This is a genomic window from Halomonas sp. NO4 (assembly GCF_010994375.1).
Taxonomy (GTDB): domain Bacteria; phylum Pseudomonadota; class Gammaproteobacteria; order Pseudomonadales; family Halomonadaceae; genus Halomonas.
Window position 1 is genome coordinate 51,409 of the sequence record NZ_WHMA01000016.1, and the last position, 23,663, is coordinate 75,071.

23 protein-coding genes are annotated in these 23,663 nt (G+C 65.0%); 2 read left to right on the forward strand and 21 right to left on the reverse strand.

The window, feature by feature from the left end:
* The 20 genes from FEF15_RS19440 to FEF15_RS12415 all read right to left on the reverse strand — a co-directional run.
* Positions 1-594 (reverse strand): aldehyde dehydrogenase family protein (locus FEF15_RS19440; protein ID WP_240454153.1); only part of this gene is annotated, 594 nt, incomplete at its 3' end.
* 25 nt (positions 595-619) lie between these two features.
* Positions 620-1,363 carry a FadR/GntR family transcriptional regulator gene (locus FEF15_RS12330; protein ID WP_240454154.1) on the reverse strand — a complete coding sequence of 248 codons (744 nt, stop codon included), beginning with the start codon at positions 1,361-1,363 and terminating at the stop codon, positions 620-622.
* Between the two features lie 66 nt (positions 1,364-1,429).
* The gene (locus FEF15_RS12335; protein WP_163559473.1) at positions 1,430-2,761 is read right to left on the reverse strand and encodes an enolase C-terminal domain-like protein; all 1,332 of its coding nucleotides are present in this window, start codon (positions 2,759-2,761) and stop codon (positions 1,430-1,432) included.
* Between the two features lie 2 nt (positions 2,762-2,763).
* Positions 2,764-3,783 (reverse strand): Ldh family oxidoreductase, encoded by a 1,020-nt coding sequence (locus tag FEF15_RS12340; RefSeq protein ID WP_276208211.1) that lies wholly within the window; start codon positions 3,781-3,783, stop codon positions 2,764-2,766.
* Between the two features lie 50 nt (positions 3,784-3,833).
* Positions 3,834-4,631 carry an NAD(P)-dependent oxidoreductase gene (locus FEF15_RS12345; RefSeq protein ID WP_163559475.1) on the reverse strand — a complete coding sequence of 266 codons (798 nt, stop codon included), beginning with the start codon at positions 4,629-4,631 and terminating at the stop codon, positions 3,834-3,836.
* A 74-nt stretch (positions 4,632-4,705) separates the two neighbouring features.
* Positions 4,706-5,569: an amidohydrolase family protein gene (locus FEF15_RS12350; protein ID WP_163559476.1), complete on the reverse strand. Its 864-nt coding sequence runs from the start codon at positions 5,567-5,569 to the stop codon at positions 4,706-4,708.
* A 2-nt stretch (positions 5,570-5,571) separates the two neighbouring features.
* Positions 5,572-6,708, reverse strand: a complete 1,137-nt coding sequence (locus FEF15_RS12355) for a mandelate racemase/muconate lactonizing enzyme family protein (RefSeq protein ID WP_163559477.1) — start codon at positions 6,706-6,708, stop codon at positions 5,572-5,574.
* 28 nt (positions 6,709-6,736) lie between these two features.
* A complete protein-coding gene (locus FEF15_RS12360; RefSeq protein ID WP_163559478.1) occupies positions 6,737-8,017 on the reverse strand; it encodes a TRAP transporter large permease in 1,281 nt (426 codons plus the stop codon).
* A 2-nt stretch (positions 8,018-8,019) separates the two neighbouring features.
* Positions 8,020-8,505, reverse strand: coding sequence for a TRAP transporter small permease (locus tag FEF15_RS12365; protein WP_163559479.1), 486 nt, complete (start codon positions 8,503-8,505; stop codon positions 8,020-8,022).
* A 115-nt stretch (positions 8,506-8,620) separates the two neighbouring features.
* On the reverse strand, positions 8,621-9,616 hold the full coding sequence (locus FEF15_RS12370) for a TRAP transporter substrate-binding protein (RefSeq protein WP_205598525.1): 996 nt from the start codon (positions 9,614-9,616) through the stop codon (positions 8,621-8,623).
* 43 nt (positions 9,617-9,659) lie between these two features.
* On the reverse strand, positions 9,660-10,577 hold the full coding sequence (kdgD, locus tag FEF15_RS12375) for a 5-dehydro-4-deoxyglucarate dehydratase (protein WP_163559492.1): 918 nt from the start codon (positions 10,575-10,577) through the stop codon (positions 9,660-9,662).
* A 351-nt stretch (positions 10,578-10,928) separates the two neighbouring features.
* Complete coding sequence (gene sixA, locus FEF15_RS12380) at positions 10,929-11,405, reverse strand: phosphohistidine phosphatase SixA (protein WP_163559480.1); 477 nt, start codon at positions 11,403-11,405, stop codon at positions 10,929-10,931.
* A complete protein-coding gene (locus FEF15_RS12385) occupies positions 11,398-12,483 on the reverse strand; it encodes an NAD(P)H-dependent glycerol-3-phosphate dehydrogenase (protein ID WP_163559481.1) in 1,086 nt (361 codons plus the stop codon). The genes sixA and FEF15_RS12385 overlap by 8 nt, the downstream gene beginning before the upstream one ends.
* 118 nt (positions 12,484-12,601) lie before the next feature.
* Positions 12,602-13,516, reverse strand: a complete 915-nt coding sequence (locus FEF15_RS12390; RefSeq protein WP_346427861.1) for an RNA-guided endonuclease TnpB family protein — start codon at positions 13,514-13,516, stop codon at positions 12,602-12,604.
* A 5-nt stretch (positions 13,517-13,521) separates the two neighbouring features.
* Complete coding sequence (locus tag FEF15_RS19675; RefSeq protein WP_346427862.1) at positions 13,522-13,713, reverse strand: helix-turn-helix domain-containing protein; 192 nt, start codon at positions 13,711-13,713, stop codon at positions 13,522-13,524.
* 178 nt (positions 13,714-13,891) lie between these two features.
* Positions 13,892-15,334, reverse strand: coding sequence for an NAD(P)(+) transhydrogenase (Re/Si-specific) subunit beta (locus FEF15_RS12395; RefSeq protein WP_163559482.1), 1,443 nt, complete (start codon positions 15,332-15,334; stop codon positions 13,892-13,894).
* Between the two features lie 16 nt (positions 15,335-15,350).
* Positions 15,351-16,922 (reverse strand): Re/Si-specific NAD(P)(+) transhydrogenase subunit alpha, encoded by a 1,572-nt coding sequence (locus FEF15_RS12400; RefSeq protein WP_163559483.1) that lies wholly within the window; start codon positions 16,920-16,922, stop codon positions 15,351-15,353.
* 267 nt (positions 16,923-17,189) lie between these two features.
* Positions 17,190-19,094 (reverse strand): molecular chaperone HtpG, encoded by a 1,905-nt coding sequence (gene htpG / locus FEF15_RS12405; protein ID WP_163559484.1) that lies wholly within the window; start codon positions 19,092-19,094, stop codon positions 17,190-17,192.
* A 95-nt stretch (positions 19,095-19,189) separates the two neighbouring features.
* Positions 19,190-19,657 carry a PaaI family thioesterase gene (locus FEF15_RS12410; RefSeq protein WP_163559485.1) on the reverse strand — a complete coding sequence of 156 codons (468 nt, stop codon included), beginning with the start codon at positions 19,655-19,657 and terminating at the stop codon, positions 19,190-19,192.
* Positions 19,650-20,168 carry a PaaI family thioesterase gene (locus FEF15_RS12415; RefSeq protein WP_240454155.1) on the reverse strand — a complete coding sequence of 173 codons (519 nt, stop codon included), beginning with the start codon at positions 20,166-20,168 and terminating at the stop codon, positions 19,650-19,652. Before FEF15_RS12415 ends, FEF15_RS12410 begins: the two co-directional genes overlap by 8 nt.
* Positions 20,169-20,370: 202 nt before the next feature.
* Here FEF15_RS12415 and FEF15_RS12420 point away from each other — a divergent pair, with 202 nt between their 5' ends.
* Positions 20,371-22,326 (forward strand): transglycosylase SLT domain-containing protein, encoded by a 1,956-nt coding sequence (locus tag FEF15_RS12420; RefSeq protein WP_163559486.1) that lies wholly within the window; start codon positions 20,371-20,373, stop codon positions 22,324-22,326.
* On the opposite strand, the gene FEF15_RS12425 is transcribed toward FEF15_RS12420, so the two are convergent.
* Positions 22,323-22,967, reverse strand: coding sequence for a LysE family translocator (locus FEF15_RS12425; protein ID WP_163559487.1), 645 nt, complete (start codon positions 22,965-22,967; stop codon positions 22,323-22,325). The two genes, FEF15_RS12420 and FEF15_RS12425, sit on opposite strands and share 4 nt — an antisense overlap.
* Before the next feature lie 360 nt (positions 22,968-23,327).
* Here FEF15_RS12425 and FEF15_RS12430 point away from each other — a divergent pair, with 360 nt between their 5' ends.
* Positions 23,328-23,534 (forward strand): cold-shock protein, encoded by a 207-nt coding sequence (locus tag FEF15_RS12430; RefSeq protein WP_163559488.1) that lies wholly within the window; start codon positions 23,328-23,330, stop codon positions 23,532-23,534.
* Positions 23,535-23,663 lie beyond the last annotated feature (129 nt).

The following is a 23,663-nucleotide window of genomic DNA, read 5'->3' on the forward strand; positions in this document are numbered from 1 at the left end:
CCGGCCCACCAGCTCCGACGTGCCAGGGTGGGCGGAGTGGCCCTTGACGATCACCGGGCAGCCGGCGGCCAGCGCCGAGGCGGTGTCGCCGCCGGCCACGGAGAAGGCCAACGGGAAGTTGCTGGCACCGAAAACGGCGACCGGGCCCAGAGCCACGTGGCGCTGGCGCAGGTCGACGCGCGGCATGGGCTCGCGCTCGGGCAGTGCCGGGTCGATGCGCACGTCTATCCATTCGCCGGCACGCACCACCTTGGCAAACAAGCGCAGCTGGCCGCAGGTGCGGCCGCGCTCGCCCTCGATGCGCGCTCGGGGCAGACCGGTCTCAGCCATGGCGCGCTCGACCAGGGCATCGCCCAGCGCCTCGATCTCGGCGGCCACCGTCTCGAGGAAGGTGGCACGGTCCTCGAGCGAAGACTCGCGGTAGCTGGCGAAGGCCGTCTCGGCAAGCTCACAGGCCTGGGCCACCGCATTGCGGTCCAGCCCGGGGTAGTCCGGGGCCAGGGCCTTGCCCGTGGATGGATCGATGGCGCGGATGACGGCCTGGCCGCCGGTGACGGCCTGCTGGCCGATCAGGGAAGTGCCTTGAGGGGTCATGCTGTCTCCCTTGGTCGTATCGATACTAGGTTTCCTGATACTGCGCGTACATGTTCCGGGCCCGGTGGAGGTGCTGGAACATGGTCTCACTGGCCGCCTCGGCATCGTGGGACAGGATCGCCTCGAGGATGTAGGCATGCTCTTCCTGGACACGCGCGATGTAGCGCTCGGAAGCGGCCGGGTTGATATCGATGCTCAGCAGCTTGGCGCGGGGAATGCCGCTTGGGCTGAGCTGCTCGTAGAACTGCTCGAAGATGGGGTTCTTGGTCGCCCGAGCGATGGCGAGGTGGAACTCGTAATCCTCCACCCTGGCCAGCGACTTCTCCGCATGGGCCTTGATAAAGGCAGCATGCTTCGCCTCGAGAATGCGACGATCATCATCGTCATGCCTCTGGGCGGCCAGTTCGGCCGCTGCGGGTTCGAGGGTCAGGCGCAGTTCAAGGACATGCAGGATATCCTCGACGGTGGTCGGGTTGATCCGATCCGCCGGGCGCGCCTCGAGGGCTGTCGAACGCAGCACGGTGGTACCCACCCCGCGACGCGTCTCCACCAGCCCCAGGGACTTGAGGTGGGTGATCGCCTCGCGGATCACGGTACGGCTGACGCCGAAGGAATCGCACAGGCGGTTCTCGGTGGGCAGCTTCTCGCCCACCTTTACCCGCTCCTGCAGAATCAACGTTTCGAGCTGATCGGCAACATGAGCGGAGAGGCTTCCCTGCCGCTCCACCTTGTGCAGATTGAACCGCGCGCCGTCTGCCGGCATGTCCATCCCCTTATCCATGAATCACCGTTCACGGCCAAAAGTATGATTTTTAGTCTACCAGGCGAAGACAGCTCAACGAACCAAGGCCGGTCGCTTGGGATCGAATTCCCAACCCGGGATCAGGTACTGCATCGCCATGGCGTCGTTGCGCTGCGTCACATCGAGGCTCTGGTAGAGGCGGTGGGCCTCCATCAACTTTTCTTCATCCAGCTCGACACCCAGGCCCGGGGCCGATGGCACCTTGAGCTTGCCATCGCGAATCTGGAAAGGCTCCTTGGTGATGCGCTGCCCGTCCTGCCAGATCCAGTGGGTATCGATGGCAGTGATCTCGCCCGGACAGGCCGCGGCCACATGGGTCATCATCGCCAGCGAGATATCAAAGTGGTTATTGCTGTGCGAGCCCCAGGTCATGCCCCACTCGTTGCACAGCTCACCGACCATCACGGCACCCTGCATGGTCCAGAAGTGGCAGTCCGCTAGCGGGATATCCACTGAATTGAGCTGCACGGCGTACTGAAGCTGCTTGAAGTCGGTGGCGATCATGTTGGTCGCCGTGAGCAGACCGGTGCGTTTCTTGAACTCCGCCATGGTCTCGCGGCCCGAGTAGCTTTCCTCCTGGCCGCAGGGATCCTCGGCATAGCTCAGCAGGTCCTTGATCGGCTCCAGGACCCGTACCGCCTCGTCGAGCTTCCAGGCGCCGTTGGGGTCGAGGGTCAGACGGGCATCCGGGAAGGCCTCGTACAGCGCACGGATGCAGTCGGCCTCCTCCTCGCCGCGCAGCACGCCGCCCTTGAGTTTGAAGTCCTTGAAGCCGTATCGCTCATAAGCTGCCTTGGCCAGGTTGGCCACGGCGTCCGGGGTAAGTGCCTCTCGGTAGCGCACCTCGTCCCAGGCATCCTTCGGCGCGTCCGCCTTGGGATAGGGCAGGTCGGTCTTGTCAGGATCGCCGAGCAAGAACAGGTAGCCCAGCGCCTCGACCTCGTCGCGCTGACGCCCATACTGGCCCAGCAGGTCGGCCACCGGCATCTGCAGCGCCTGGCCGAAGAGGTCGAACAGCGCCGACTCGATGGCGGTGATGACGTGAACCGCCACGCGCAGGTCGAAGGTCTGGCGGCCGCGCTCCTCGCGCCCGTTACGGGCCAAAACCTGGCGTGCCTGGTTCAGGGTCTGCTTGACGTCGTTGATGCGCGAGCCTTCGATCAGCGAACGGGACTGCTCCAACCCCTTGAGGATGCCGGCGCTGGAGGGAATCTCGCCCACCCCCTGGTTGCCGGCATCATCTTCGAGAATCAGCACACAGCGGATGAACCAGGGGGCATGGCCACCGCTGAGATTCAACAGGAAGCCGTCATAGCCGGCCACGGGAACCACGCGCATGCTCTTGATCTTCGGAAACCAAGCCATGTTCACGGTTGAGCTCCATCACCATCCCTGAGCTTGACCAGTTCATGGTAAAGCTCAGCGGGAATCGCCACGCCCTCGGCCTGGCTGCGCTCCCGGGCCGCATGACGACGCTGCGACGGCAGACGCGCGCCCTGTGCCATGACGCCCTCGAACAAGGCCTCGGCTTGCTGTAGCCGTGCCTCGGCATCTGCACCCAGGAAAGAGTGGGGGTCCATGGCCAGGATGAACTCGCCATGCTGCGGCATTCCCTCTCCACTCCCGTCGGCCGGTCGAGTCTGGTGGCCCAGGCGATCGCCGATCAGCGGCCCGGCGAGCAGCTCGATCATGATCGACAGCGCCGATCCCTTGTGGCCGCCAAAAGGCAGTAGCGCGCCAGCCAGCGCGGCTGTCGGGTCGGTCGTCGGCCGACCTTCACCGTCAAGCGCCCAGCCTTCCGGAATCCGCTTCCCGGCACGACGGTGGAGCTCGACCTCGCCGCGCGCCACCACGCTGGTGGCGAAATCGAAGGTGAACGGCATGCCATCCGGACGCGGCCAGGAGAAGGCGATGGGATTGGTGCCCATCAGCGGCGACCGCCCTCCCGCGGGGGCAACATAGGCATGGCTCGGCGTCATCGCCAATGCCACCAGACCCCGCTCAGCCAGGGATTCCACCTCGGGCCACAGCGCCGAGAAATGAAAGGCATTGTTGACGGCCAGTACCGCCACCCCGCAGGAACGGGCCTTCTCGACCAGGTGTTCACGACCGGTCTCGAAAGCGAGCAGCGAACAACCACCCCTCGCATCGACGCACACCAGCCCCGGTGCCTGATCGATCACCTCGGGGACGGCGCACGGGTCGACCCCGTCGTGCCGGAGAGTGCGCACACAGTCGATGAGTCGATACAAGCCATGCGAGTGACAGTCGTCGCCCTGGGCCGCCACGACGCTGCGAGCAATGGCGGCCGCATGGGCCGCGGAATAGCCATGCCCCTCGAGGATGTCGATACTCAGTGCCCACGACTCATCGAGCGACAGTCTCACTGCTTCATCCATAGTTGCCCCCGGTCGATGTACAGATCTTCATATGCCGCTCAAGCGTCATCGGGATGACCAAAGGTGACGAACTTGCCGCCCTGATAGACGACGGCGGGATCGTCGGGATCCTGCGCCGGCTGCTGCGCGATCTCCTCACGCCAGGGTTCGGAACTGTCCTTGGGCACCCAGCCGAGGAAGGCCGCCTTGCCGTTGTCCCACCACGACTCGTGATTGTTGGAGGCGCCGTAGACCACCGTATGCTCCAGCTTGGGCGCCACGAAGGCGCGTTCGAGCAGGTTCACGAAATCCTCGACGCTCATCCAAGTGGCCATCATGCGGGCATCTGCCGGCTTGGGGAAACAGGAGCCGATGCGCACGCTCAGCGTCTCGACGCCGAACTTGTGGTAATAGAGGCTCGCCAGGTTCTCGCCGAAGCACTTTGACACGCCGTAGAGTGAATCCGGGCGCTGCGGCACCTCGCTGTCGATGCGCGTGGTGCGCGGATAGAAGCCGATGGCATGATTGGAGCTGGCGAAGACGACGCGCGGCTTGCCGAGCTTGCGGGCCGCCTCGTAGAGGTTGTAGGTACCGACGATGTTAGCCTGGAGAATGTCATGCCAGGGCTTTTCCACGGACATGCCGCCGAGATGGATGACGCCGTCGCAGTCGGCCACCAGGGTGCTGACGGCCTCCGCGTCGGCCAGGTCACAGCTGACCGCTTCTTCATGGGCGGCGAGATCGCCAAGCTCGCTCACGTCGGACAGCCGCACCTGGTGAGCCAGGCGCGCCAAGTGTGGACGGATAGCCTGCCCGACGCCGCCGGCCGCACCGGTGACCAGAAGCCGATTCAACATGAGAACTCTCCTTGCTTGATTGCAGTGGCGAATGACCCGGGCTGCAGGTCACGCGCCAGTCACGAACACAGGGGTTAGAAGCCGTACAGGGAGGCCGGGTTGTCGACCAAGATGCGCTGGTGCAACTCGGGGGACGCCCAGTCGAGCAGCACGTCGAGCTGCTCGGCGTCGTCGGGATACTGCTCCCGGGGAACGCCCACATGCGGCCAGTTGCTGCCCCAGAGGATGCGCTCGGGTGCATGCTCGATGACGCGCCGCGCAATGGCCCCGATGTCCTCGTAATGCGGCCCGCCGGTGACGCTCGCCTCGTAGCCGGCACAGATCTTGAACCAGGCGTTGCCGCGATCCAGCAGACGCAGGATCTCGTCGACACGCCGGTCGTCGGCCGCCACCGGCGGCATGAACTTGCCGATATGGTCGATGATGTAGTCGCCCTCGATGCGCTTCAGGCCCTCGAGGTAGTCGTCGAGATGACGGCCATTGAACTGCACCATAAGGTGCCAGCCGAAGGGACGAATACGGCGCTCCACGGCCAGCATGTCGTCCTGGGTGACGGCGCCGCCGGGCAGATTCATGATGCGTGCGCCACGCACGCCTCGCGCGTGCCAGTCGCGCAGCGTGGCCTCCGAGGTATCTGGCACCACGGCGGCCACGCCACGGGCCGTCTCGGTGCCCAACTGGTCGAGCGCTTCGAGCAGCGCACCGTTGTCGAGTTGATAAGCGTTCGACTGGGTTACCACCACCCGCTCCAGCCCCAGGCGCTGCTGCACCCGACGGTAGTCTGCCACCGTGGCGAGTTCGGCGATGGGTGGCCCGCCAGGCTGGCCGTCGTGGCCCGGCAGGTAGAGATGGATATGGCAGTCGGTGGCGCCCCGCGGTGTCTCGAGCTGCGGTCGTGGCCCATCCAGCGGGCGGGTATTGGGGGGAATCGTCGCCATGCTTACGCCTCCTTCAGTGCGTAGCGTACCAGGGCATCACGGTCGATCTCGATGCCCAGCCCCGGCCCGTCGGGAATGGCCACCACGCCGTCGCGATGCTCGAGCGGCGACGTGACCACGGCCTGGCGGAAGGGGTTCTCGGTGCGATCGAACTCGAGGATGGGCTCGATGGGATCGCGCCGCGGCGGATTGGGCAGCAAGGCGGCCATGCATTGCAGGCTGGCGGCGATGCACACGGCCGTACCCCAGACGTGCGGCACCAGGCGCACGCCGTGCAGGGCCGCCATGTCGGCCACGCGGCGCATCTCGGTGAAGCCACCCACGCCGCAGATATCGGGTTGCAGAATATCCACCGCCCGCGTGCCAAGCGGCTCCTGCATGGCGTAGCGGCCATGCCAGGTCTCCCCGCCGGCCACCGGTATGGGTTGATCCGCGCGTACCGCCCGGTAGGCAGAGAGGTGCTCGGGCAGCACCGGCTCCTCGAACCAGTCGACCCCGAAGCGGGCGGCGCGCTGGCCCACCGCCACCGCCTCCAGGTAGTCGTAGCCGTGGTTGGCGTCGATCATCAGGCGCAGGTCGGGGCCGATGGCCTCACGCACCGCCTCGATGACGCGCAGGTCCTCCTCGACATCGAAGCCGATCTTGATCTTCACGGCGTGGAAGCCTTCGTTGCGGTAGCCGGCCACCTCGCGTGCGATGTCCTCGACCCGATCCACCCCTTCGCGGCGGAAGGAGCCGGTGGCGTAGGCCCGCACGCTGTCGCGAAAACGGCCTCCCAGCAGCGTCGAGACGGGCACACCGAAATGCTTGCCCTTGATATCCCAGAGCGCGATGTCGATGCCGCTCAGGGCGGTGACCGTCAGGCCACGCTGGCCCTGGTCACGCAGGCGATTATAGAGCTCGAGCCAGAGCTTTTCGGTCTCCAGCGGATCACGGCCGACCAACCCGGCAGCATAGGCACGCACGACCGCGGCATTGGGCTGCGCCGGCCCCAGGCACTCGCCCCAGCCCACGGTGCCGTCATCGCAGACGATCTCCACCAGGCAGTGCTGGCGCCGCACGAAGTGCATTGAAGCGCTCTCGAAGGCCGTGTCCAGTTCATGGTCGAGGATATGGGTATGTACTGCTGCAATCTTCATGTCGTTTCTGTCCTGTTAAACCGGGTCGTCACTGGAAGAGGCGAGGTAGCGTCATCGACACGGCCGGCACGTAGGTCACCAGCATCAAGGCCACAAACAGCGCGAGATAGAAGGGCCAGATGGTGCGCACGGCCTGCTCGATCTTGATCTTGCCGATCACGCAGCCGACAAACAGGCAGGCGCCCACGGGCGGAGTGCACAGGCCGAGGCCCAGGTTCATCATCATGATGATGCCGAACTGGATCGGGTCCATGCCGAACTGCGCGGCGACGGGCAGGAAGATCGGCGTGCAGATCAGGATCAGCGCCGCCATGTCCATGATCATGCCGAGTCCCAGCAGCAGCAGGTTGAGCAGCAGGAAGATGACGATGGGATTGTCCGACAGCGCCATCAGCACCTCAGTCAGCAGCTGAGGCACGTTGTACAGGGCCAGCAAGTAGGAGAAGGCCGAAGCACACCCCACCAGGATCATGACCAGCGCCGTGGTCCGCACCGACTGGAGCACAGCGGCCTTGAACGACGCCCAGCGCAGCTCACGGTAGACCAGCCCGGTCACGACGATGGCGTAGATGGCCCCGAAAGCCCCGGATTCAGTGACAGTGAGAATACCGGAGAGCACGCCACCGACGATGATCACCGCCGTCATCAAGCCCGGCAGCGCCCCGGCCAGGCTGAGGATCAAAACGTACCAGCCCGGAAAGGTCTCTCCCTTGTAGCCGCGCCGCACGGCCACCAGATAGGCGGCCAGCCCCAAGGTCAGGCACATGAGGATACCCGGCACGATACCCGCCATGAACAGCTGGGTGACCGAGATGCCACCCCCGGCGGCCACCGCATAGAGGATCATGTTGTGGCTGGGCGGGATCACTACCCCGGCCACCGACGAGGTGACCGTGACATTCACCGCATAGTCGGCGTCGTAGCCTTTTTCCTTCATGACCGGCACGAGAATCGAGCCCAGTGCCGAGGTATCGGCCACGGCGGAGCCGGAAATCCCGCCGAAGAGCATGGAGGAGCTCACGTTCACGATACCCAGCCCGCCCCGCAGCCTACCCACGGCCGCCGAGGCCAGGCGTACCAGACGGGTGGAAATCCCGCCGTGCAGCATCAGTTCGCCGGCGAAGATGAAAAAAGGGATTGCCAGCAGGGAAAACACCGAGATTCCCGACAGCATTCGCTGGAAGGCCACGAACAAGGGCAGGCCTTCATAGAGGAAGGTACCCACCGCCGCCAGACCAACGGCAAAGGCGACGGGCGCCCCGGCCAACAGGCCCAGAAAGAACAGGCCAAAAAGGATGGCAAGACCCATGGTCAGAGGTCCTCTTGACGGTTGATGCCAAACAGGCGGGTCAGGATGTTGGCCAGAGAGAACATCATGATGAGCACTCCGCAGATCACCAGGGGAGCCGCACGCCAGCTCTCGGACAGGCCGATCATGGGTATGGCTCGCTCGAGGTTGGTCGCGACCAGCCCCCAGCCTTCATGAGCCATGAACCCCCCGAAGATGACCACGAAGAGGTCGGCCAGGTAGCGCCCCATGGTTCGCAACGGTTCGGGCAAACCTTCTCGCACGAAGTCGATGCTCAGGTGGGTATTGCTGCGAACGCCGGCGGCCGCACCCAGGCAGGTGATGTAAACCACCATCAGCAGCGAGGCCTGTTCGACCCAGGTTGGCGTGTCGTTGAGCACATAGCGCCCGAACACCAGCCAGCCGAAGATCGCGATCAACAGGACGAGCAGCACGCCAGCCACCAGCATGCAGAGACTGGCGATACCGTCCAGGATGCGACGCGTCATGTGTTGGAGTTGGTCCAGGTTCACGGTTGCCTCTGATGAGTCCAGAAATGCTCTCACGGCATACGCAGCCTGCCCTCCCGGTGACCAGCCACCGGGAGGGCAGGCTGCTCATCGGTCAGTTGGACGAGCGGATCGCGTTGACGAGCCCTTCCAGATCGGGGTTTTCCTCGATGAAGCCGGCATACACAGGCTCCATCAAGTCCTGGAACGGCGTCTTGTCTTCGATCTCGTTGATTTCGACGCCGGCATCCAGAACGATCTCGCGACTCTCCTGGGAGCCCTCCACCCAGAGTTCACGCTGCATTTCGGAGGCCTTGATCGCCTCCTCACGCACGATCTCCTGATCCTGCTCGGAGAGCGATTCCCAACTTGCCTTGGCGATGCACAAACACTCTGGAATGATCAGGTGCTCGGTCAAGGAGTAGTATTTGGCCACTTCGAAATGGTTGCTGGATTCGAAGGAGGGGTAGTTGTTTTCCGCGCCATCGAGCACACCGGTCGTCAAGGACTGGTAGACCTCGCCATACGCCATTGGCGTGGCATTGCCCCCCATGGCCTCGATCATGTCGACATAGAGGTCATTGTTCATGACGCGAATCTTGAGGCCTTCAACATCTTCCGGCGTATGGACTGGACGGCTGGTGCTGTAGAGGCTGCGCGCCCCGGAGTCGAACCAGGAGAGAGCAATCAGATTCTTCTCCGCCAGCGCATCGGCGAACTGCTGGCCGATTTCGCCGTCCATCACTTCATGCATGTGATCGATGCTGTCGAAGATGAAGGGCAAGGAGAGCACGTTGGTTTCGTTCACGATGGGGCCCATGGGTCCCATGTTGAAGTTGGCGAAGTCAAGGGCACCGTTGCGGGTCTGCTCGATAGCGTCTGGCTGATCACCGAGCACGGCGTTGTTGTAGACCTGCGGCTCGATGCGACCTTCGGTCCGCTCGGCAACGCGCTCGGCGAAGGCTTCCAGCGCCTCGGTATTGGGATAGCCGGGCGGATGGATGTTCCAGCCCCGCCAACCTTCCGCCTGCACCGGCAATGACATGGCGCCCATTGCGGCCGTCACGGCCGCGGCACAGACAGTTTTCTTCATGAGCGTTGTTGTTTGCATGAGGGTTTCCTTAGTGACGTTTCTGGCGGTTCGAGAAGAACGGTTATAGTTGTTTGGCTTTATCCACCAGCTTTTCCAGCCGGTGGCACTCTTCGGAAGTCGGCATGGTCAACGGCGCACGCACACTGCCGGCCGGACGCCCGATGATTTCCACCCCCGCCTTGATCAAGCTGACGGCGTAGCCTTTCTTCCGATCCCTGAGATCCACGAAGGGAATGAAGAAGTCGTTGGTGATCTGCTTGACGACTTCGCTGTTTCCCTTGCGCAGCTCCTTGTAGAACTTCACTGCCATTTCGGGCACGAAGTTGAACACAGCGGATGAGTAGGTGTTGACGCCAATGGCGAGATACGCCTCGGCAATAATCTCAGCGGTTGGCACGCCGCCAACGTAGGCCAGCCGATCGCCTACCCGCTTGATGATCTTGTTGAGCGCCTGGATATCGCCCTTGCCGTCCTTGAGGCCGATCAGGTTCGGGCAGTGATCGGCGAGCTGCTGCACTGAATCAGCCTCGAGAATGCCGTTGCCACGGTTGTAGTAGATGACGTTGAGCTCGGTGGCGTCACAGATTTGGCGCGCGTACTCGACCAGCCCGTCCTGGGGGCACTCGGTCAGGTAGGGGGGCATCAGCAGGATGCCGTCGGCGCCAGCCTCCTCGGCCGCCCTTGCGAAGGCCTTCCCGCTCTCGACGCTCAGCCCGGCGCTGGCGATCACCGGCAGCTTGCCGTCGACGGTTTTCACCGCCAGGGTCACGATCTCGCGAAACTCATCGAGCGCTAGGTTGAAAAACTCACCGGTACCCCCGGCCACGAATACGGCGGAGATATCGTGGCTGATGAACCACTCGAGCCGCCGGCGATAGCTCTCGGCGTCGAAACAGCCTTCCTGGTCGAAATCCGTAATGGGAAACGACAGGAGACCATCGTCGATGGCTTGCACCACTGCTTCTCTGGAAAACTTCACCCGACCATCCTCTCGTTGATGCTTGGCTTCCCAGCCGAGGCCCGTGGCCTCGCACTGGGTCACATAATGATCGACAACGATCGGCACTGCCTCATTGTCATACATCATACAACCTCAAAAGTAGGCGCGCTGTGGCTGTATGACAACATCGACCATGGTCGATAAAACTAAGGTCGAGCCCGAAGTGCTGAAGCCGTTTCAGGCAACAACGCCGTGCACGAGCCACGGCGCAACGGGGGAGGAAAGGCGGAAAGAAGACTCAGCGCTGGAAATAGAGAACCAACTCGCACGGCTCCGCAGGGCCAGCGCCATCGGCGAAGGCCTCCCTTGCTACGGGCAAAACCCAACGGGTTAGACGAGATCCGCCGGGGCGGTGCAGCGCACCAAACGCGCGCAGCCGGCCGCCCACACGTCGGCTTCCAGCTCCGCCACGGCGGCGGTGGGAAAGCCGAGGCCGCGCTCGCCTCGCCCCTCCACCAGCAGGCCAGTGAGCGCGCCCACCAGCGGCATATGGCTCACCAGCATCAGCGGGCCCTGCCCCGCCTGTTCGAGCAGCCAGTCGGCCACCGCCTGGGGAGAATCATCGGGCGTGAGGCACGACAGGGTCTCGAGCTCGACACCGCACGCCTCGGCCACAGCGCGGGCGGTCTGTTGCGCGCGGACGTAGGGGCTCGCCACCAGACGCAGGCCCTCGAGGTCGTCGCGTCCGGCCAGCCAGTTCGCCAGGCGCCTGGCCTCCCGCTCCCCCTGCGCGGTCAGCTCGCGGGCGGCATCGGGACTTCCGGGCCCGGCCTCGCCGTGACGCATGATCAGCAAGCGTTCACTCATCGCCCTTCTCCCGATCGTCACCGGCCTCGACGTGGCGATGGGCCTGGTGCACGGCCTCACGCGGCAGGATGAACTCCACGTCGCTGCTCTGTTCGCCCCGCATCAGCAGACGCGCCATTTCCCGGGCCGGCACGCCCTCGAAGAGCACTTGGTAGAGCCCTTCGGCGAGGGGCATGTAGACCCCGTCTGCGCGGGCCTTGTCGCGCACCAGGCGCACGGTATTCACACCCTCGGCCACCTGGCCCAGCGCCTCGACGGCCTCGTCCAGGGTCTTGCCCTCGCCCAGGGCATAGCCGACCCGGTAGTTGCGCGACAGACGCGACGAGCAGGTCACGATCAGGTCGCCCACCCCCGCCAGGCCCAGGAAGGTCATGGGGTTGGCGCCCTGATCCACGGCAAAGCGCCCCATCTCGGCCAGGGCACGCGTCATCAGCATGCTGCGGGTGTTTTCCCCCATGCCCAGCGCCGCGGCCATTCCCGCGGCGATGGCATAGATGTTCTTGAGCGAGCCGCCCAGTTCCACCCCGTAGCGGTCGTTGCTGGCATAGACACGAAAGTAGTCACAGCCCAGTGCCTGCTGCACCCGCGTGCGAGTCAGCGCATCGTCGCTGGCCACCACTGTAGCGGTGAGCTGCTTCTGGGCGATTTCGGTGGCCAGGTTGGGGCCGGAGATGACGCCGATATGGGCAAAGCCGGTCTCCTCCTCGAGGATCTGGCTCATCAGCTTGAAGCCCTCTTCCTGGATGCCCTTGGTGGTGCTGACCAGGATCTGCTCGGGCTTGAGCCAGGGCCGCGCCTGGCGCACCACCTCACGAAACGCCTGGGAGGGAATGGCCACCAGCACCAGCTCGGCCCCGTCGAGCACCTCCGCCATGTCGCTGGAGGCGCGCACGCCCGGGTTAATGGGATAGTCGGGCAGATAGCGCGCGTTGCGGTGCTCGCGATTGATCTGCTCGGCCAGCGCAGGATCGCGTAGCCACTGGCGTACCTCGGCGCCGTTGTCGGCGGCGATGCTGGCCAGGGCCGTGCCGAAGCTGCCGCCGCCGAGCACCGCCACCCGCTTGAGTTGATCTGACATGGTCGCCCCATAGCAAGACAAGGATGCTGGCATTCTGACACTACCCGCCCTGTCGGGCGAAGGTTCTTGGGTCACCCCGAGAGCCTTCCTGCTTCGACACGCCTTTACTCGGCAGCGGCTAGGCCGCTGCCCCCGCTCCGGTCGCTCCACAGGCTAACCCCGCCAGCCCGGCGGTTCGGATATTCCTGGCCGCATTGATGTCGCGGTCGATGGCTTGCCCGCAGCCATCACAGTGCCAGTGGCGCTGCGAGAGCGGCAGCTTCTCAACCTTGTGCCCGCAGCCGTGGCATATCTTGCTGCTGGGCAGCCACTGGCTCACCGTCACTAATTGCCTACCTGCCCACTCGGCCTTGTACTCAAGCTGGCGCACAAACTCACCCCAGCCGGCATCACTGATGGACTTTGCCAAGGAGCGGTTCTTGATCATACCAACGATGTTCAGCGACTCGACACACAGCACTTGGTTTTCGTTGACGAGCGTGCGGGTCGCTTTATGGATGGCGTCGCGGCGACAATCCGCGATCTTGGCATGAAGCCGTGCCACCTTGTTTCGCGCCTTGGCACGATTCTTCGAGCCCTTCTGCTTCTTGGCCAGACGGCGCTGGAGATACGCCAACTTGGCTTCATAGCGTTTGAGGTGGCGCGGATTGCCTGACTTCATGCCCTCGCTGGTGATGAACAGGTCGCTCAGCCCCAGGTCGATCCCTGTCATCTTTGGCGTCACCGGCAGCACTTCCGGCGTGACATCGCACAGGCAGCTGATGAAATAACGTCCGGCCCGATCCCTTGAAAGGGTGATACTTGAGGGCGCACAGGGCAGTGGGCGGCTCCAGCGGATCGGCAACGGCGTCTTCGTCTTGGCGATGGTGATCTCGCCATCTCGATAGCTAAAGGCTGCCTTGGTCAGCCGGATCGACTGCCGGCCGTCCTTGCGCTTGAAGCGCGGATAGCGCGCCTTCAAGGCGGGGTTGAAGAAGTTACCGAAGGCGGCTTGCTGATCCCGCAGGGCCTGCTGCAGGATCACACTGGACACGGCCCTCAACCAGGGGGGGCGACCAGCCGCTTTTCCGCCGCTGAGTGTGATATCGACTGCCCATGCGTCTGATACGCCTCGGTGCGATAGGCCAGCGTATTATTCCAGACGAAACGTGCAGAGCCGAACGACTGCGCCAGAAGCTCGGCCTGCTCAGGCGTAGGATAAAAGCGTTCCTTGTAGGCACGTTTCTTCATACTGGAAAAATATCAGGGGTTGGTGGCCCTATCAACAGGCACCGCTGCGCGGTGCGCGCTTATATCACCGCCCGAGTGGGCGATGCTTTACGCGCTGCTTGGTAACGAAAAACGCCTTCGCGACGGGACGATCCCGGCGAAGGCGCCTCGAGCCCGGGCGCTGCGGCCCGGGGCAGCCTCAGTCGATCAGCGGCAGCAGGTCGTCGATACTCTTGCGCGCATCGCCGTAGAACATCCGGGTGTTCTCCTTGAAGAACAGCGGGTTCTCGATGCCGGAGTAGCCCGTGCCCTGGCCACGCTTGCAGACGAAGACGTGCTTGGCTTTCCACACCTCGAGGACCGGCATGCCGGCGATGGGGCTGTTGGGGTCCTCCTGGGCGGCGGGATTGACGATGTCGTTGGAGCCGATGACGATCACCGCGTCGGTGTCGGGGAAGTCGTCGTTGATCTCCTCCATCTCCAGCACGATGTCGTAGGGCACCTTGGCCTCGGCGAGCAGCACGTTCATGTGCCCCGGCAGACGCCCGGCCACCGGGTGGATGCCGAAGCGGACATTCTTGCCGGCGGCACGCAGCTTGCGCACCAGTTCGCTCACCGCGTTCTGGGCCTGCGCCACCGCCATGCCGTAGCCCGGCACGATGATCACGCTGTCGGCATCGTTCAGCGCACTGGCCACACCAGCCGCGTCGATGGCTACCTGCTCGCCCTCGATCTCCGCCGCCGGCCCCTGGCTGCCGCCGAAGCCGCCGAGAATCACGCTAACGAAGTTGCGGTTCATCGCCTTGCACATGATGTAGGAGAGGATGGCCCCCGAGGACCCCACCAGCGCCCCGGTGACGATCAGCAGATCGTTGGAGAGCGTGAAACCGATGGCCGCTGCCGCCCAGCCGGAATAGCTGTTGAGCATGGACACCACCACCGGCATATCGGCGCCGCCGATCCCCATGATCAGGTGGTAGCCGATGAAGAAGGAGAGCGCCGCCAGCAGCAGCAGCGTCCAGAAGCCCGCCCCGTTGAGGTAGGCGATAGCCAGCACCAGGCACAGCACCGCGGCCGCCGCATTGAGCATGTGCCCACCGGGCAGCTGCTTGGGTTTGCCATCCACCTTGCCGGCCAGCTTGCCAAAGGCGATCACCGAGCCGGTGAAGGTCACCGCCCCGATGAAGATGGCGAACACTACTTCCAGCTGCAGGAAGGTCAGCTCGGGCGGCGTCTTGGTGGCCACCAGGGCGGCAAATGCCGAGAACCCCTCCAGCGACTCGCCGGCCGCCTGGGCCGCGGCCACCCGGGTGCGCTCCATGTCGGCATTCCAGGCCACGAACACCGCGGCGAGACCGACGAAGGAATGCAGCGCCGCCACCAGTTGGGGCATCTCGGTCATCTCGACCTTCTTGGCCACGTACCAGCCGGCCGCGGCCCCGACGATCATCATCGGGATCATCCACCAGTAGCCGCCGATGCCTGGCCCGAAGGCAGTGAAGAACACTGCCACCGCCATACCCACGATGCCGTACCACACCGCGCGCTTGGCCTTCTCCTGATTGCTCAGTCCGCCCAGCGAGAGGATGAACAACACACTTGCCGCAATGGAAGCGGCAGACACGAATCCTTGACCCAACATAGTCTCTCTCCGCCGCTCAGGATTTCTGGAACATGGCGAGCATCCGGCGCGTAACCAGGAAGCCCCCCACGACATTGATGGTGGCGATCAGCACCGAGATCGCGGCCAGCACGATCACGATGCCGCTGCCCGAGCCGATCTGCAGAATTGCCCCCAGAATGATGATGCCCGAAATCGCATTGGTCACCGCCATCAGCGGCGTGTGCAGCGAGTGACTGACGTTCCAGATCACCTGGAAGCCAACGAAGCATGCCAGGACGAAGACGATGAAGTGCTGCATGAACGACGCCGGCGCCACCTGGCCGAGCAGCAGCATCAGCACGCCGCCGGCCGCCAGCAAACCGGCCTGGCGCTTGGTCTGCGCCACGAAAGCGGCGTGCTCGGCGGCACGTTTCTCCTCCGGCGTCGGCTCCTTCTCCTTGGGCTTGGGCTTGGCCGCGCCAATGGCCTTCACCTTGGGCGGCGGCGGCGGGAAGGTGATCTCGCCGGCATGGGTCACCGTGGAGCCGCGGATCACGTCGTCCTCCATGTCATGCACGATCTTCCCGTCCTTCTCGGGGGTGAGATCGGTGAGCATGTGGCGGAGGTTGGTGGCATAAAGCAGCGACGACTGAGTAGCCATGCGAGAGGGGAAGTCGGTGTAGCCGACGACGGTCACGCCGTTGTCGGTCACGACCTTCTCGTCTGGCTTGGTCAGGTCGCAGTTGCCGCCCTTCTCGGCCGCCAGGTCGACGATCACTGATCCGGGCTTCATGGCAGCGACCATGTCCTCAAGCCACAGCTTGGGGGCCGGCTTGCCGGGGATCAGCGCCGTGGTGATGACGATATCCACGTCCGGCGCTTGCTCGCGGAACAGCGCCAGCTGCTTCTCGCGGAACTCGGGGCTGGAAGGCGCCGCGTAACCGCCGCTCTCGGCACCGTCCTGGCTCTCATCGAAGTCGAGGAACAGGAACTCGGCGCCCATGGACTCGATTTGCTCGGCCACCTCGGGGCGCACGTCGAAGGCGCGTACCACGGCGCCCAGGCTGGTGGCCGTGCCAATGGCGGAGAGCCCCGCCACACCGGCCCCCACCACCAGCACCTTGGCCGGCGGCACCTTGCCCGCGGCGGTCACCTGGCCGGTGAAGAAGCGCCCGAAGTTGTTGCCGGCCTCGATCACCGCTCGATAGCCGGCGATGTTGGCCATGGACGACAGGGCATCCATCTTCTGCGCCCGCGAGATGCGCGGGACCATGTCCATGGCGACGACAGTGGCGCCCTTGGCGCGGCACTGCTCGAGCAGCGCCTCGTTCTGCGCCGGCCAGAAGAAGCTGATCAGCGTCTGCCCTTCGCGCAGATAGCCCACCTCCTCGTCGAGGGGCTCGCGCACCTTGATCACCACCTCGGCATCGCGCCACAGCGCCTCGGCGCCATCGACCACGGTGACGCCGGCGTTGCGGTAGGCATCGTCGCCGAAGCCGGCAGCGGCGCCAGCCCCGGATTCTATCAGGCAGTCGTGTCCCAGCTTTTGGATGAGCTGCGCGCTGTCAGGGGTCAGCGCGACGCGCGCCTCACCGTTGGCGAGCTCCTTGGGTGCACCAATCTTCACGTTGGATCTCCCTTGTGGTTATTGATAAACCTTCAAGTATCGGCCCGGTCATTCATACCTGACGATGCCGCAATGCACAACCGCCGGCTGGCCGGACAACAGTTCCCCCAATGTAGCACTATCCGGCTGAAATTTCGGGAGAAGCGCACGCTCTTACGTTGACGTAAAGCGCGCCAATAACGCAGCGCCAGATACGCACAGACCGCCCGAAGGCGGTCTGCAAAGGATATCGGCGTCGCCGTGGCGACACCGAATAGCGGGGCGGGATCAGGCGCTCAACAAGTCGTTGAGCCGCTTGACGTAGGCGGCCGGATCGTCGAGATGGCCGCCCTCGGCGATGATCGCCTGGTCGAGCAGAATGCGCGCGAGGTCGGTGAAGCCGTCTCCCTCGGCCGCCTCGAGGCGCGCCACCAGGCCATGCTCGGGGTTGAGCTCGAGGATCGGCTTCACCTCGGGCAGCTTCTGGCCGGCGGCCTCCATGATGCGACGCATCTGGAAGCCCATCTCGTGCTCGGGCAGCACTACGCAGGCCGGGGAATCGGTCAGGCGATGGGTCACCTTGACTTCCTGGACCTCGTCGCCGAGCGCCTCCTTGACGCGCTTGACCAAATCCTCCTTGGCCTTGGCGGTTTCTTCCTGGGCCTTCTTCTCCTCCTCGCCCTCGATCTCGCCGAGGTCGAGCTCGCCCTTGGCCACGTCGACGAAGCTCTTGCCGTCGAACTCGGTGAGGTGGCTCATCAGCCACTCGTCGATACGGTCGGAGAGCAGCAGCACCTCGATGCCTTTCTTGCGGAAGATCTCCAGATGCGGGCTGTTCTTCACCGCATTGAAGCCGTCGGCGACGATGTAGTAGATCTTCTGCTGGCCTTCCTTCATGCGCTCGACGTAGTCGGCCAGGGACTGATCCTGGGTGGCGCTGTCGGTGTGGGTGGTGGAGAAGCGCAGCAGCTCCGCGATCTTCTCGCGGTTGGCGTAATCCTCCGCCGGGCCCTCCTTGAGCACCGAACCGAAGGTGTTCCAGAAGGTCTGGTAGGCCTCCTTGTCCTTGGCCAGCTTCTTGAGCATGTCCAGCGCCCGCTTGGTGAGCGCGCTCTTGATCTTCTCGACCTTGGGGTCCTGCTGCAGCAGCTCGCGGGACACGTTGAGCGACAGTTCGCGAGTGTCGAGCACGCCCTTGATGAAGCGCAGGTAGAGGGGCAGGAACTGCTCGGCGTCGTCCATGATGAAGACGCGCTGCACGTAGAGCTTCACCCCGCGTGCGCCGTCACGCTCGTAGAGATCGAAGGGCGCGCGGCCCGGCACGTAGAGCAGGCTGGTGTACTCGAGCTTGCCCTCCACTTTGTTGTGGCTCCAGGTCAGCGGATCGCTGAAGTCATGGGCCACGTGCTTGTAGAATTCCTTGTACTCGTCGTCGGAGATCTCGCTCTTGGGGCGAACCCACAGGGCGGTGGCCTCGTTGACGGTCTCCCAGGTGGTGGTCCCGCTGCCCTCGATGTCGTTGCCGTCCTCGTCCTTGGTCGTCTCGACCCTGGGCATGCGCACCGGCACCTCGATGTGGTCGGAGTACTTGCGCACCAGGCTCTTGAGGCGGAAGTCGTCGGCGAACTCGCCGGCATCGGACTTGAGGTGAAGAACGATCTCGGTACCGTGCTTCGGACACTCGATGTCAGCGACAGTGAACTCGCCCTCGCCCTGGGAGTGCCATTCGACACCCTCCTCGGCGGCGGTGCCCGCCTTGCGGGTGCGCACCGTCACCTCGTCGGCGACGATGAAGCTCGAGTAGAAGCCCACCCCGAACTGGCCGATCAGCCGCGCATCCTTCTGCTGCTCGCCGGTGAGCTGCTTGAGGAACTCGGCGGTCCCGCTGCGCGCAATGGTGCCAAGGTTCTCGACCACCTCATCGCGATTCATGCCGATGCCGTTGTCGCGCACGGTGACGGTACCGGCCTCGCTGTCGTGCTCGATCTCGATGCGTAACTCGCTGTCGCCCTCGTATAGCGCATCGTTGTCCAGTGCCGCATAGCGCAGCTTGTCGCAGGCATCGGCGCCGTTGGAAATCAGCTCGCGCAGGAAAATCTCCCGGTTGGAGTACAGGGAGTTAATCATCAGATGCAGCAGCTGCTTGACCTCGGTCTGGAAGCCGAGCGTTTCCTCGCGGGTAGCAGTGGACATGGACCTTTCACCTCATAGCTTGAACCAGCGGCGACACCCCGATGGCGCCGCCCGACAATGAACTGCCAAGCGATATGGGGGTCGGTCCCGCGATTTCAAGCATTCTGCTCACATGCTTCGAGCACGAAGTGCAGGCGCGCCGTCGCCACCGGCTCCGTCTCGCTGCGCTGCCAGGCGCTGACCTGGACATTGGCCAGGCGGCGGCCCTCGCGCAGCAGCCGGCAGCGGGCCAGGGTGGGCTCGACGCGGGCGGTGCGCAGGTAGTCGATGGAGACGTCGACGATGCGCGGCAGCCGCGGCTCGCGGGCGGCGAGCATCAGGTCCAGGGTGGCGGCGGTCTCCATGAAGGCCGCCACCACCCCGCCGTGCAGCGCCGGCAGCAGAACATTGCCGACATTGCCGTCCCGGGGATCGAGCCGGAACAGGAGCCCCTCTCCCTGCGGGTCGGTCACGGCACTGACCCCGATGCGCCGCGCGTAGGGAATCAGCGCCATCCAGGCGGCGACATCACCCTCGGCGCGGGTCTTCTCCAGCCAGGCCACGTCGTGGAAACCTTCAAACATGCGGTTGCTCCTCGGCAAACAGCGCTTCGGCGAATCCGGGCGGAGTGTTGCGTGCGCCCAGGCGCACGAAGTTGGCAATGCCCCGGGCGACGGGGCGCTCCTCCGGCTCCTGCCACACCATCCCCTCGGTGAATACCATTGAAGCGGTGACCCGCAGCGACCGGGCCCGCACCCAGAGCGGCTGGCCGGCCACCGCCGGCCGATAGTGATCGACCCGCAGGTCAAGCGTGGGGCACACCTCGGGGACGGGCAGCGCGCAGAGCACTGACGAACCGCAGGCGGTGTCGAGCAGCATGGTGAGCACCCCACCGTGGACCAGCCCCCGCGCTGTATCGCCCAGCAGGTCGTCATGCCAAGGCAGCCGCAGAAGCACCTCGGGCGGGGCGACTGTCACCACTTCCAGGCCCAGTTCCCGCGTATGGGGAATGACGGTCACGAAGCGCGTCAGCGCCCGTTGCCACGCTTCGGGGGTGGCCGTCATGCCTGCCCCGCCTTGCTTTCGCTGGCTCACGCGCCCCTCCATCAGATAAAACTATCGTTTGATCGCCATTTCCGAAGCCTAGCGGGCGGCCCCGCGCCGAGCAAGCGGTGCGAGTGCTCGCTATCAACAGGGGACGCTAATGTGCTGGGATTTCACCTCACCCCTCTACTCAACGCCGCCGTCATGGGCGAGGATACAGAGGCGATAAGACCCGCCCCCGGAGGCCGACACCATGCGCCAATGCCCCCTGATCCACCGTGCCGCCACCTGGTTTGCCGCGGCCGCCCTGAGCCTCGCGAGTGCCCCCCTGCTCGCCCAGCCCAGCGATGGCGACCTCCGCCGCGCGCTGGAGGCCGCCCGTGCCCAGCAGTGGGAGCGGATCGACATGGCTGAGCTCGACGACCACCCGCTGAGCGGCTATATCGCCTATCACCGCTTGCGCGGCAAGCTGCCCCACGTCGAGCCCGAGCGCGTGCTCGCCTTCATCGAGCGCCACGCCGACTCGCCGCTGTCCGACTGGATGCGCGGTCAGGCCATCAGCCAGTACGGCGCCGCCGGTCGCTACCGCTACCTGCGCCAGGTCGCCGATGGCGAACCAGAAGGCACCCATCGCCAGTGCCACTACTACACCGCGCTGCTCGACGTGGAACCTGAAGCCGCTGCCGAAGGCGGGCTGGCATTGTGGCGCGTGGGCCGCTCCCAGCCCGACGCCTGCGACACCCTGTTCGACACCCTGCGCGCCCGCGGCGCCATCGGCGAGCCCGCGATCTGGGAGCGCCAGATGCTGGCCTGGCAGCGGGGCGAATCCGGCATGGTGCGCTACCTGGGTGGCCTGCTGGGCAGCCGCTGGCAGGACGCGCGCAATGCGCTGGCGCGCGTGCAGGAGGATTTCTCCGCCATCACCCAGGTACCGCGCTGCATCGGCCCCGAGTGCCGTGGCAGCGACGCCCTGTTCGCCGCCGCCATGCACGGTTTCACCCGCGCCGATACCGAAGCGGCGCTGGAAGCGTGGCGCAAGGTCGCCCCGCACCTCGACCTCGATCCGGCGGTCCACGACGCCATCGAGCACGACCTCGCCTTCTATCTGCTGGTGCGCGACATCGACGCCCACGCCGGCTGGCGCGACGACGTAGTGGCACGCCTGGCCGACCCCGACCTGCTCGAGCTGCGCGTGCGCACGGCGCTCGCCGCGCGCGACTGGCAGGGGGTGATCGACTGGGTGCATCGCATGCCCGACGACCCACGACAGGAAGCGCGCTGGCAGTACTGGCTGGGGCGCGCCCTGGAGCAGCTCGGCGATCCGGCCACCGCGCGCGAGGCTTACACCGCGGCCGCCGGCGAGCGCAGCTTCTTCGGCTTTGCGGCCGCCGACCGCCTGGAGCAGCCCTACGCGCTCAACCTGGAGCGCAACTCCGTCTCCGCTGCGGACCGCGAGCGGGTGGCGGCCTTGCCGGCCGTGGAGCGCACCGAGGCGCTGCTGCGCATCGACGAGCCGGGGCTCGCGGCCAGCGAGTGGTACAACGCCGTGGCCCGCTCAACCCCCCAGGACGCCCGCGCGCTGGCCGATTACGCGGCACGGAGCGGCTGGCATGCCAAGCTGGTGCAGACCACCATCACCGGCCGGCTCTGGGATGCCCTGGAGTGGCGCTTCCCCGAAGCCTACCGCGATGAGTTCCTGCGCTGGGGCGGCACCACCGGCGTCGATCCCTACCTGCTGATGGGTATCGCCCGGCGCGAGAGCGCCTACAATCCCGAGGCGCTCTCCCCCGCCGGGGCGCGGGGGCTGATGCAGCTGATGCCGGGCACCGCCCGCCAGGTAGGCCAGCAACTGGGGGTGGGTGATCCCGGTCCCTACGGCGTGCTCGACCCGGCCCTTAACATCCGCTTGGGAAGCACCTACCTGCGCGACATGCTGGAGCGCTATCGCGGCAACCGCCTCGCCGCCGCCGCGGCCTACAACGCCGGCCCCGGCCGCGTCGATCGCTGGCTGCGCGATGGCCCGGAGGCCTTCGACCTCTTCGTGGAGAGCATCCCCTTCCGCGAGACCCGCGACTACGTCCAGGCCGTGCTCAGCTACCGGGTGATCTTCGAGAGCCTGGCCAACGGCGGCGAGAGCGAGGGCGTCGCGCTGCTCAGCGCGGCAGAGAAGAGCATGCGTTACGACGCCTCGCTGCTGGCTCGCAACTAGGTGGGCTGGCGCTCCAAGGCCAGCTTCACCCCGAAGGCGACCAGCACCGCGCCGGTCGCGCCGTTGAGCCCACGGGCGAAGGCGCGACTGGCCAGCAGCCGCCCGAGACGCCCTACCATCACGGCGATGGCGATCTGCCAGAGATTGGCGATCACGAAGTGCACCCCGGCCAGCCACAAGGACTTGGCCAGCGCCGGGTCGCCCGGGGCGATGAACTGCGGCAGGAAAGCCATGTAGAAGACCACCGTCTTGGGGTTGAGCACATTGGAGAGCAGCCCCTCGCGCAGCGGCCGCCAGGCAGACAGCCGCTCGCGCGGTCCCTGCGCCGCTGCCACCGGCAGCCCCTGCCCGCGCCGCGCCGCCAGCAGGCTGGCCAGGCCCAGCCACACCAGATAGCCTGCCCCGGCCAGCTTGAGCACGCCGAACGCCCAGGCCGACTGCAGCAGGATCAAGGAGATGCCCAGCGCCGAGATGGTGGCATGGACGAAAAGCCCGCAGCAGATCGCCAGGCTGGTCAGTACACCGTCACGCACCCCGCCCCGGGCGGTGTTGCGGATCACCAGCAGGGTGTCCACCCCCGGGCTCAGGGTAAGCAGGGTGATGGCAATCAGAAAGGGCCAGAACTGGGCATCCAGCAGCATGGGCACGGCCTTCAACAGTGAATGAAACGATTCGCGGTGAGCGCCGATTCTACGCCATTCAGGGCTTGCACCCAGTCAGGGAACCAGCCTCACCTGTACTGCGCTTCTCCGCTGGACGCTCCCGAATTTTCACTCTACATTGGAATTGGCGGGCAACGGAGCCACCGGATGGCGTCGCCTTGACGCTCTAGTGGCTCTGTAGCATCATCCGCTGCGTTGGACAGCAAGTAGAAAGTCGTTAGTTGTATTTCGATTTGTCGATACACCCGAAGCGCACTCTACCTTGTCTTGCCCACGCACTTCGGGCCCGGCACGGCCGTGTGCCCAGCACGATCAATTAGTTTGCAAGGAAATCGACAAATGGCAACTGGCACTGTCAAGTGGTTCAACGACACCAAGGGCTACGGCTTCATCTCTCCGGACGACGGCGGTGACGACCTGTTCGCCCACTTCTCCGAAATCCAGGCTGAAGGCTTCAAGTCCCTGCAGGATGGCCAGAAGGTCTCCTTCGACGTCACCCAGGGCAAGAAAGGCCTTCAGGCCTCCAACATCCGGGTCACCAACTGAGGGCTGACCTCGATTGATCCCGTCGGCGCTCCGGCGCCGGCGTCCCGGACGAAAGGCCCACCTCGCGGTGTAATGCCAGTCAGTTAACGCTGACTGGCATTTCTCTTGGCAGGGTACTTCTGTGGTCGG

Bases quoted from the DNA above. Each gene is read 5' to 3' on its own strand.
- FEF15_RS12350 (WP_163559476.1), bottom strand. From the start codon at position 5,569: ATGGCGACGATTCCCCCCAATACCCGCCCGCTGGATGGGCCACGACCG.
- FEF15_RS12330 (WP_240454154.1), bottom strand. From the start codon at position 1,363: ATGGACATGCCGGCAGACGGCGCGCGGTTCAATCTGCACAAGGTGGAG.
- FEF15_RS12355 (WP_163559477.1), bottom strand. From the start codon at position 6,708: ATGAAGATTGCAGCAGTACATACCCATATCCTCGACCATGAACTGGAC.
- FEF15_RS19675 (WP_346427862.1), bottom strand. From the start codon at position 13,713: ATGAAGAAACGTGCCTACAAGGAACGCTTTTATCCTACGCCTGAGCAG.
- htpG (WP_163559484.1), bottom strand. From the start codon at position 19,094: ATGTCCACTGCTACCCGCGAGGAAACGCTCGGCTTCCAGACCGAGGTC.
- FEF15_RS12370 (WP_205598525.1), bottom strand. From the start codon at position 9,616: ATGCAAACAACAACGCTCATGAAGAAAACTGTCTGTGCCGCGGCCGTG.
- FEF15_RS12430 (WP_163559488.1), top strand. From the start codon at position 23,328: ATGGCAACTGGCACTGTCAAGTGGTTCAACGACACCAAGGGCTACGGC.
- FEF15_RS12420 (WP_163559486.1), top strand. From the start codon at position 20,371: ATGCGCCAATGCCCCCTGATCCACCGTGCCGCCACCTGGTTTGCCGCG.
- FEF15_RS12335 (WP_163559473.1), bottom strand. From the start codon at position 2,761: ATGGCTTGGTTTCCGAAGATCAAGAGCATGCGCGTGGTTCCCGTGGCC.
- FEF15_RS12395 (WP_163559482.1), bottom strand. From the start codon at position 15,334: ATGTTGGGTCAAGGATTCGTGTCTGCCGCTTCCATTGCGGCAAGTGTG.
- sixA (WP_163559480.1), bottom strand. From the start codon at position 11,405: ATGAGTGAACGCTTGCTGATCATGCGTCACGGCGAGGCCGGGCCCGGA.
- FEF15_RS12365 (WP_163559479.1), bottom strand. From the start codon at position 8,505: ATGACGCGTCGCATCCTGGACGGTATCGCCAGTCTCTGCATGCTGGTG.
- FEF15_RS12345 (WP_163559475.1), bottom strand. From the start codon at position 4,631: ATGTTGAATCGGCTTCTGGTCACCGGTGCGGCCGGCGGCGTCGGGCAG.
- FEF15_RS12425 (WP_163559487.1), bottom strand. From the start codon at position 22,967: ATGCTGCTGGATGCCCAGTTCTGGCCCTTTCTGATTGCCATCACCCTG.
- FEF15_RS12360 (WP_163559478.1), bottom strand. From the start codon at position 8,017: ATGGGTCTTGCCATCCTTTTTGGCCTGTTCTTTCTGGGCCTGTTGGCC.
- FEF15_RS12410 (WP_163559485.1), bottom strand. From the start codon at position 19,657: ATGTTTGAAGGTTTCCACGACGTGGCCTGGCTGGAGAAGACCCGCGCC.
- FEF15_RS12385 (WP_163559481.1), bottom strand. From the start codon at position 12,483: ATGTCAGATCAACTCAAGCGGGTGGCGGTGCTCGGCGGCGGCAGCTTC.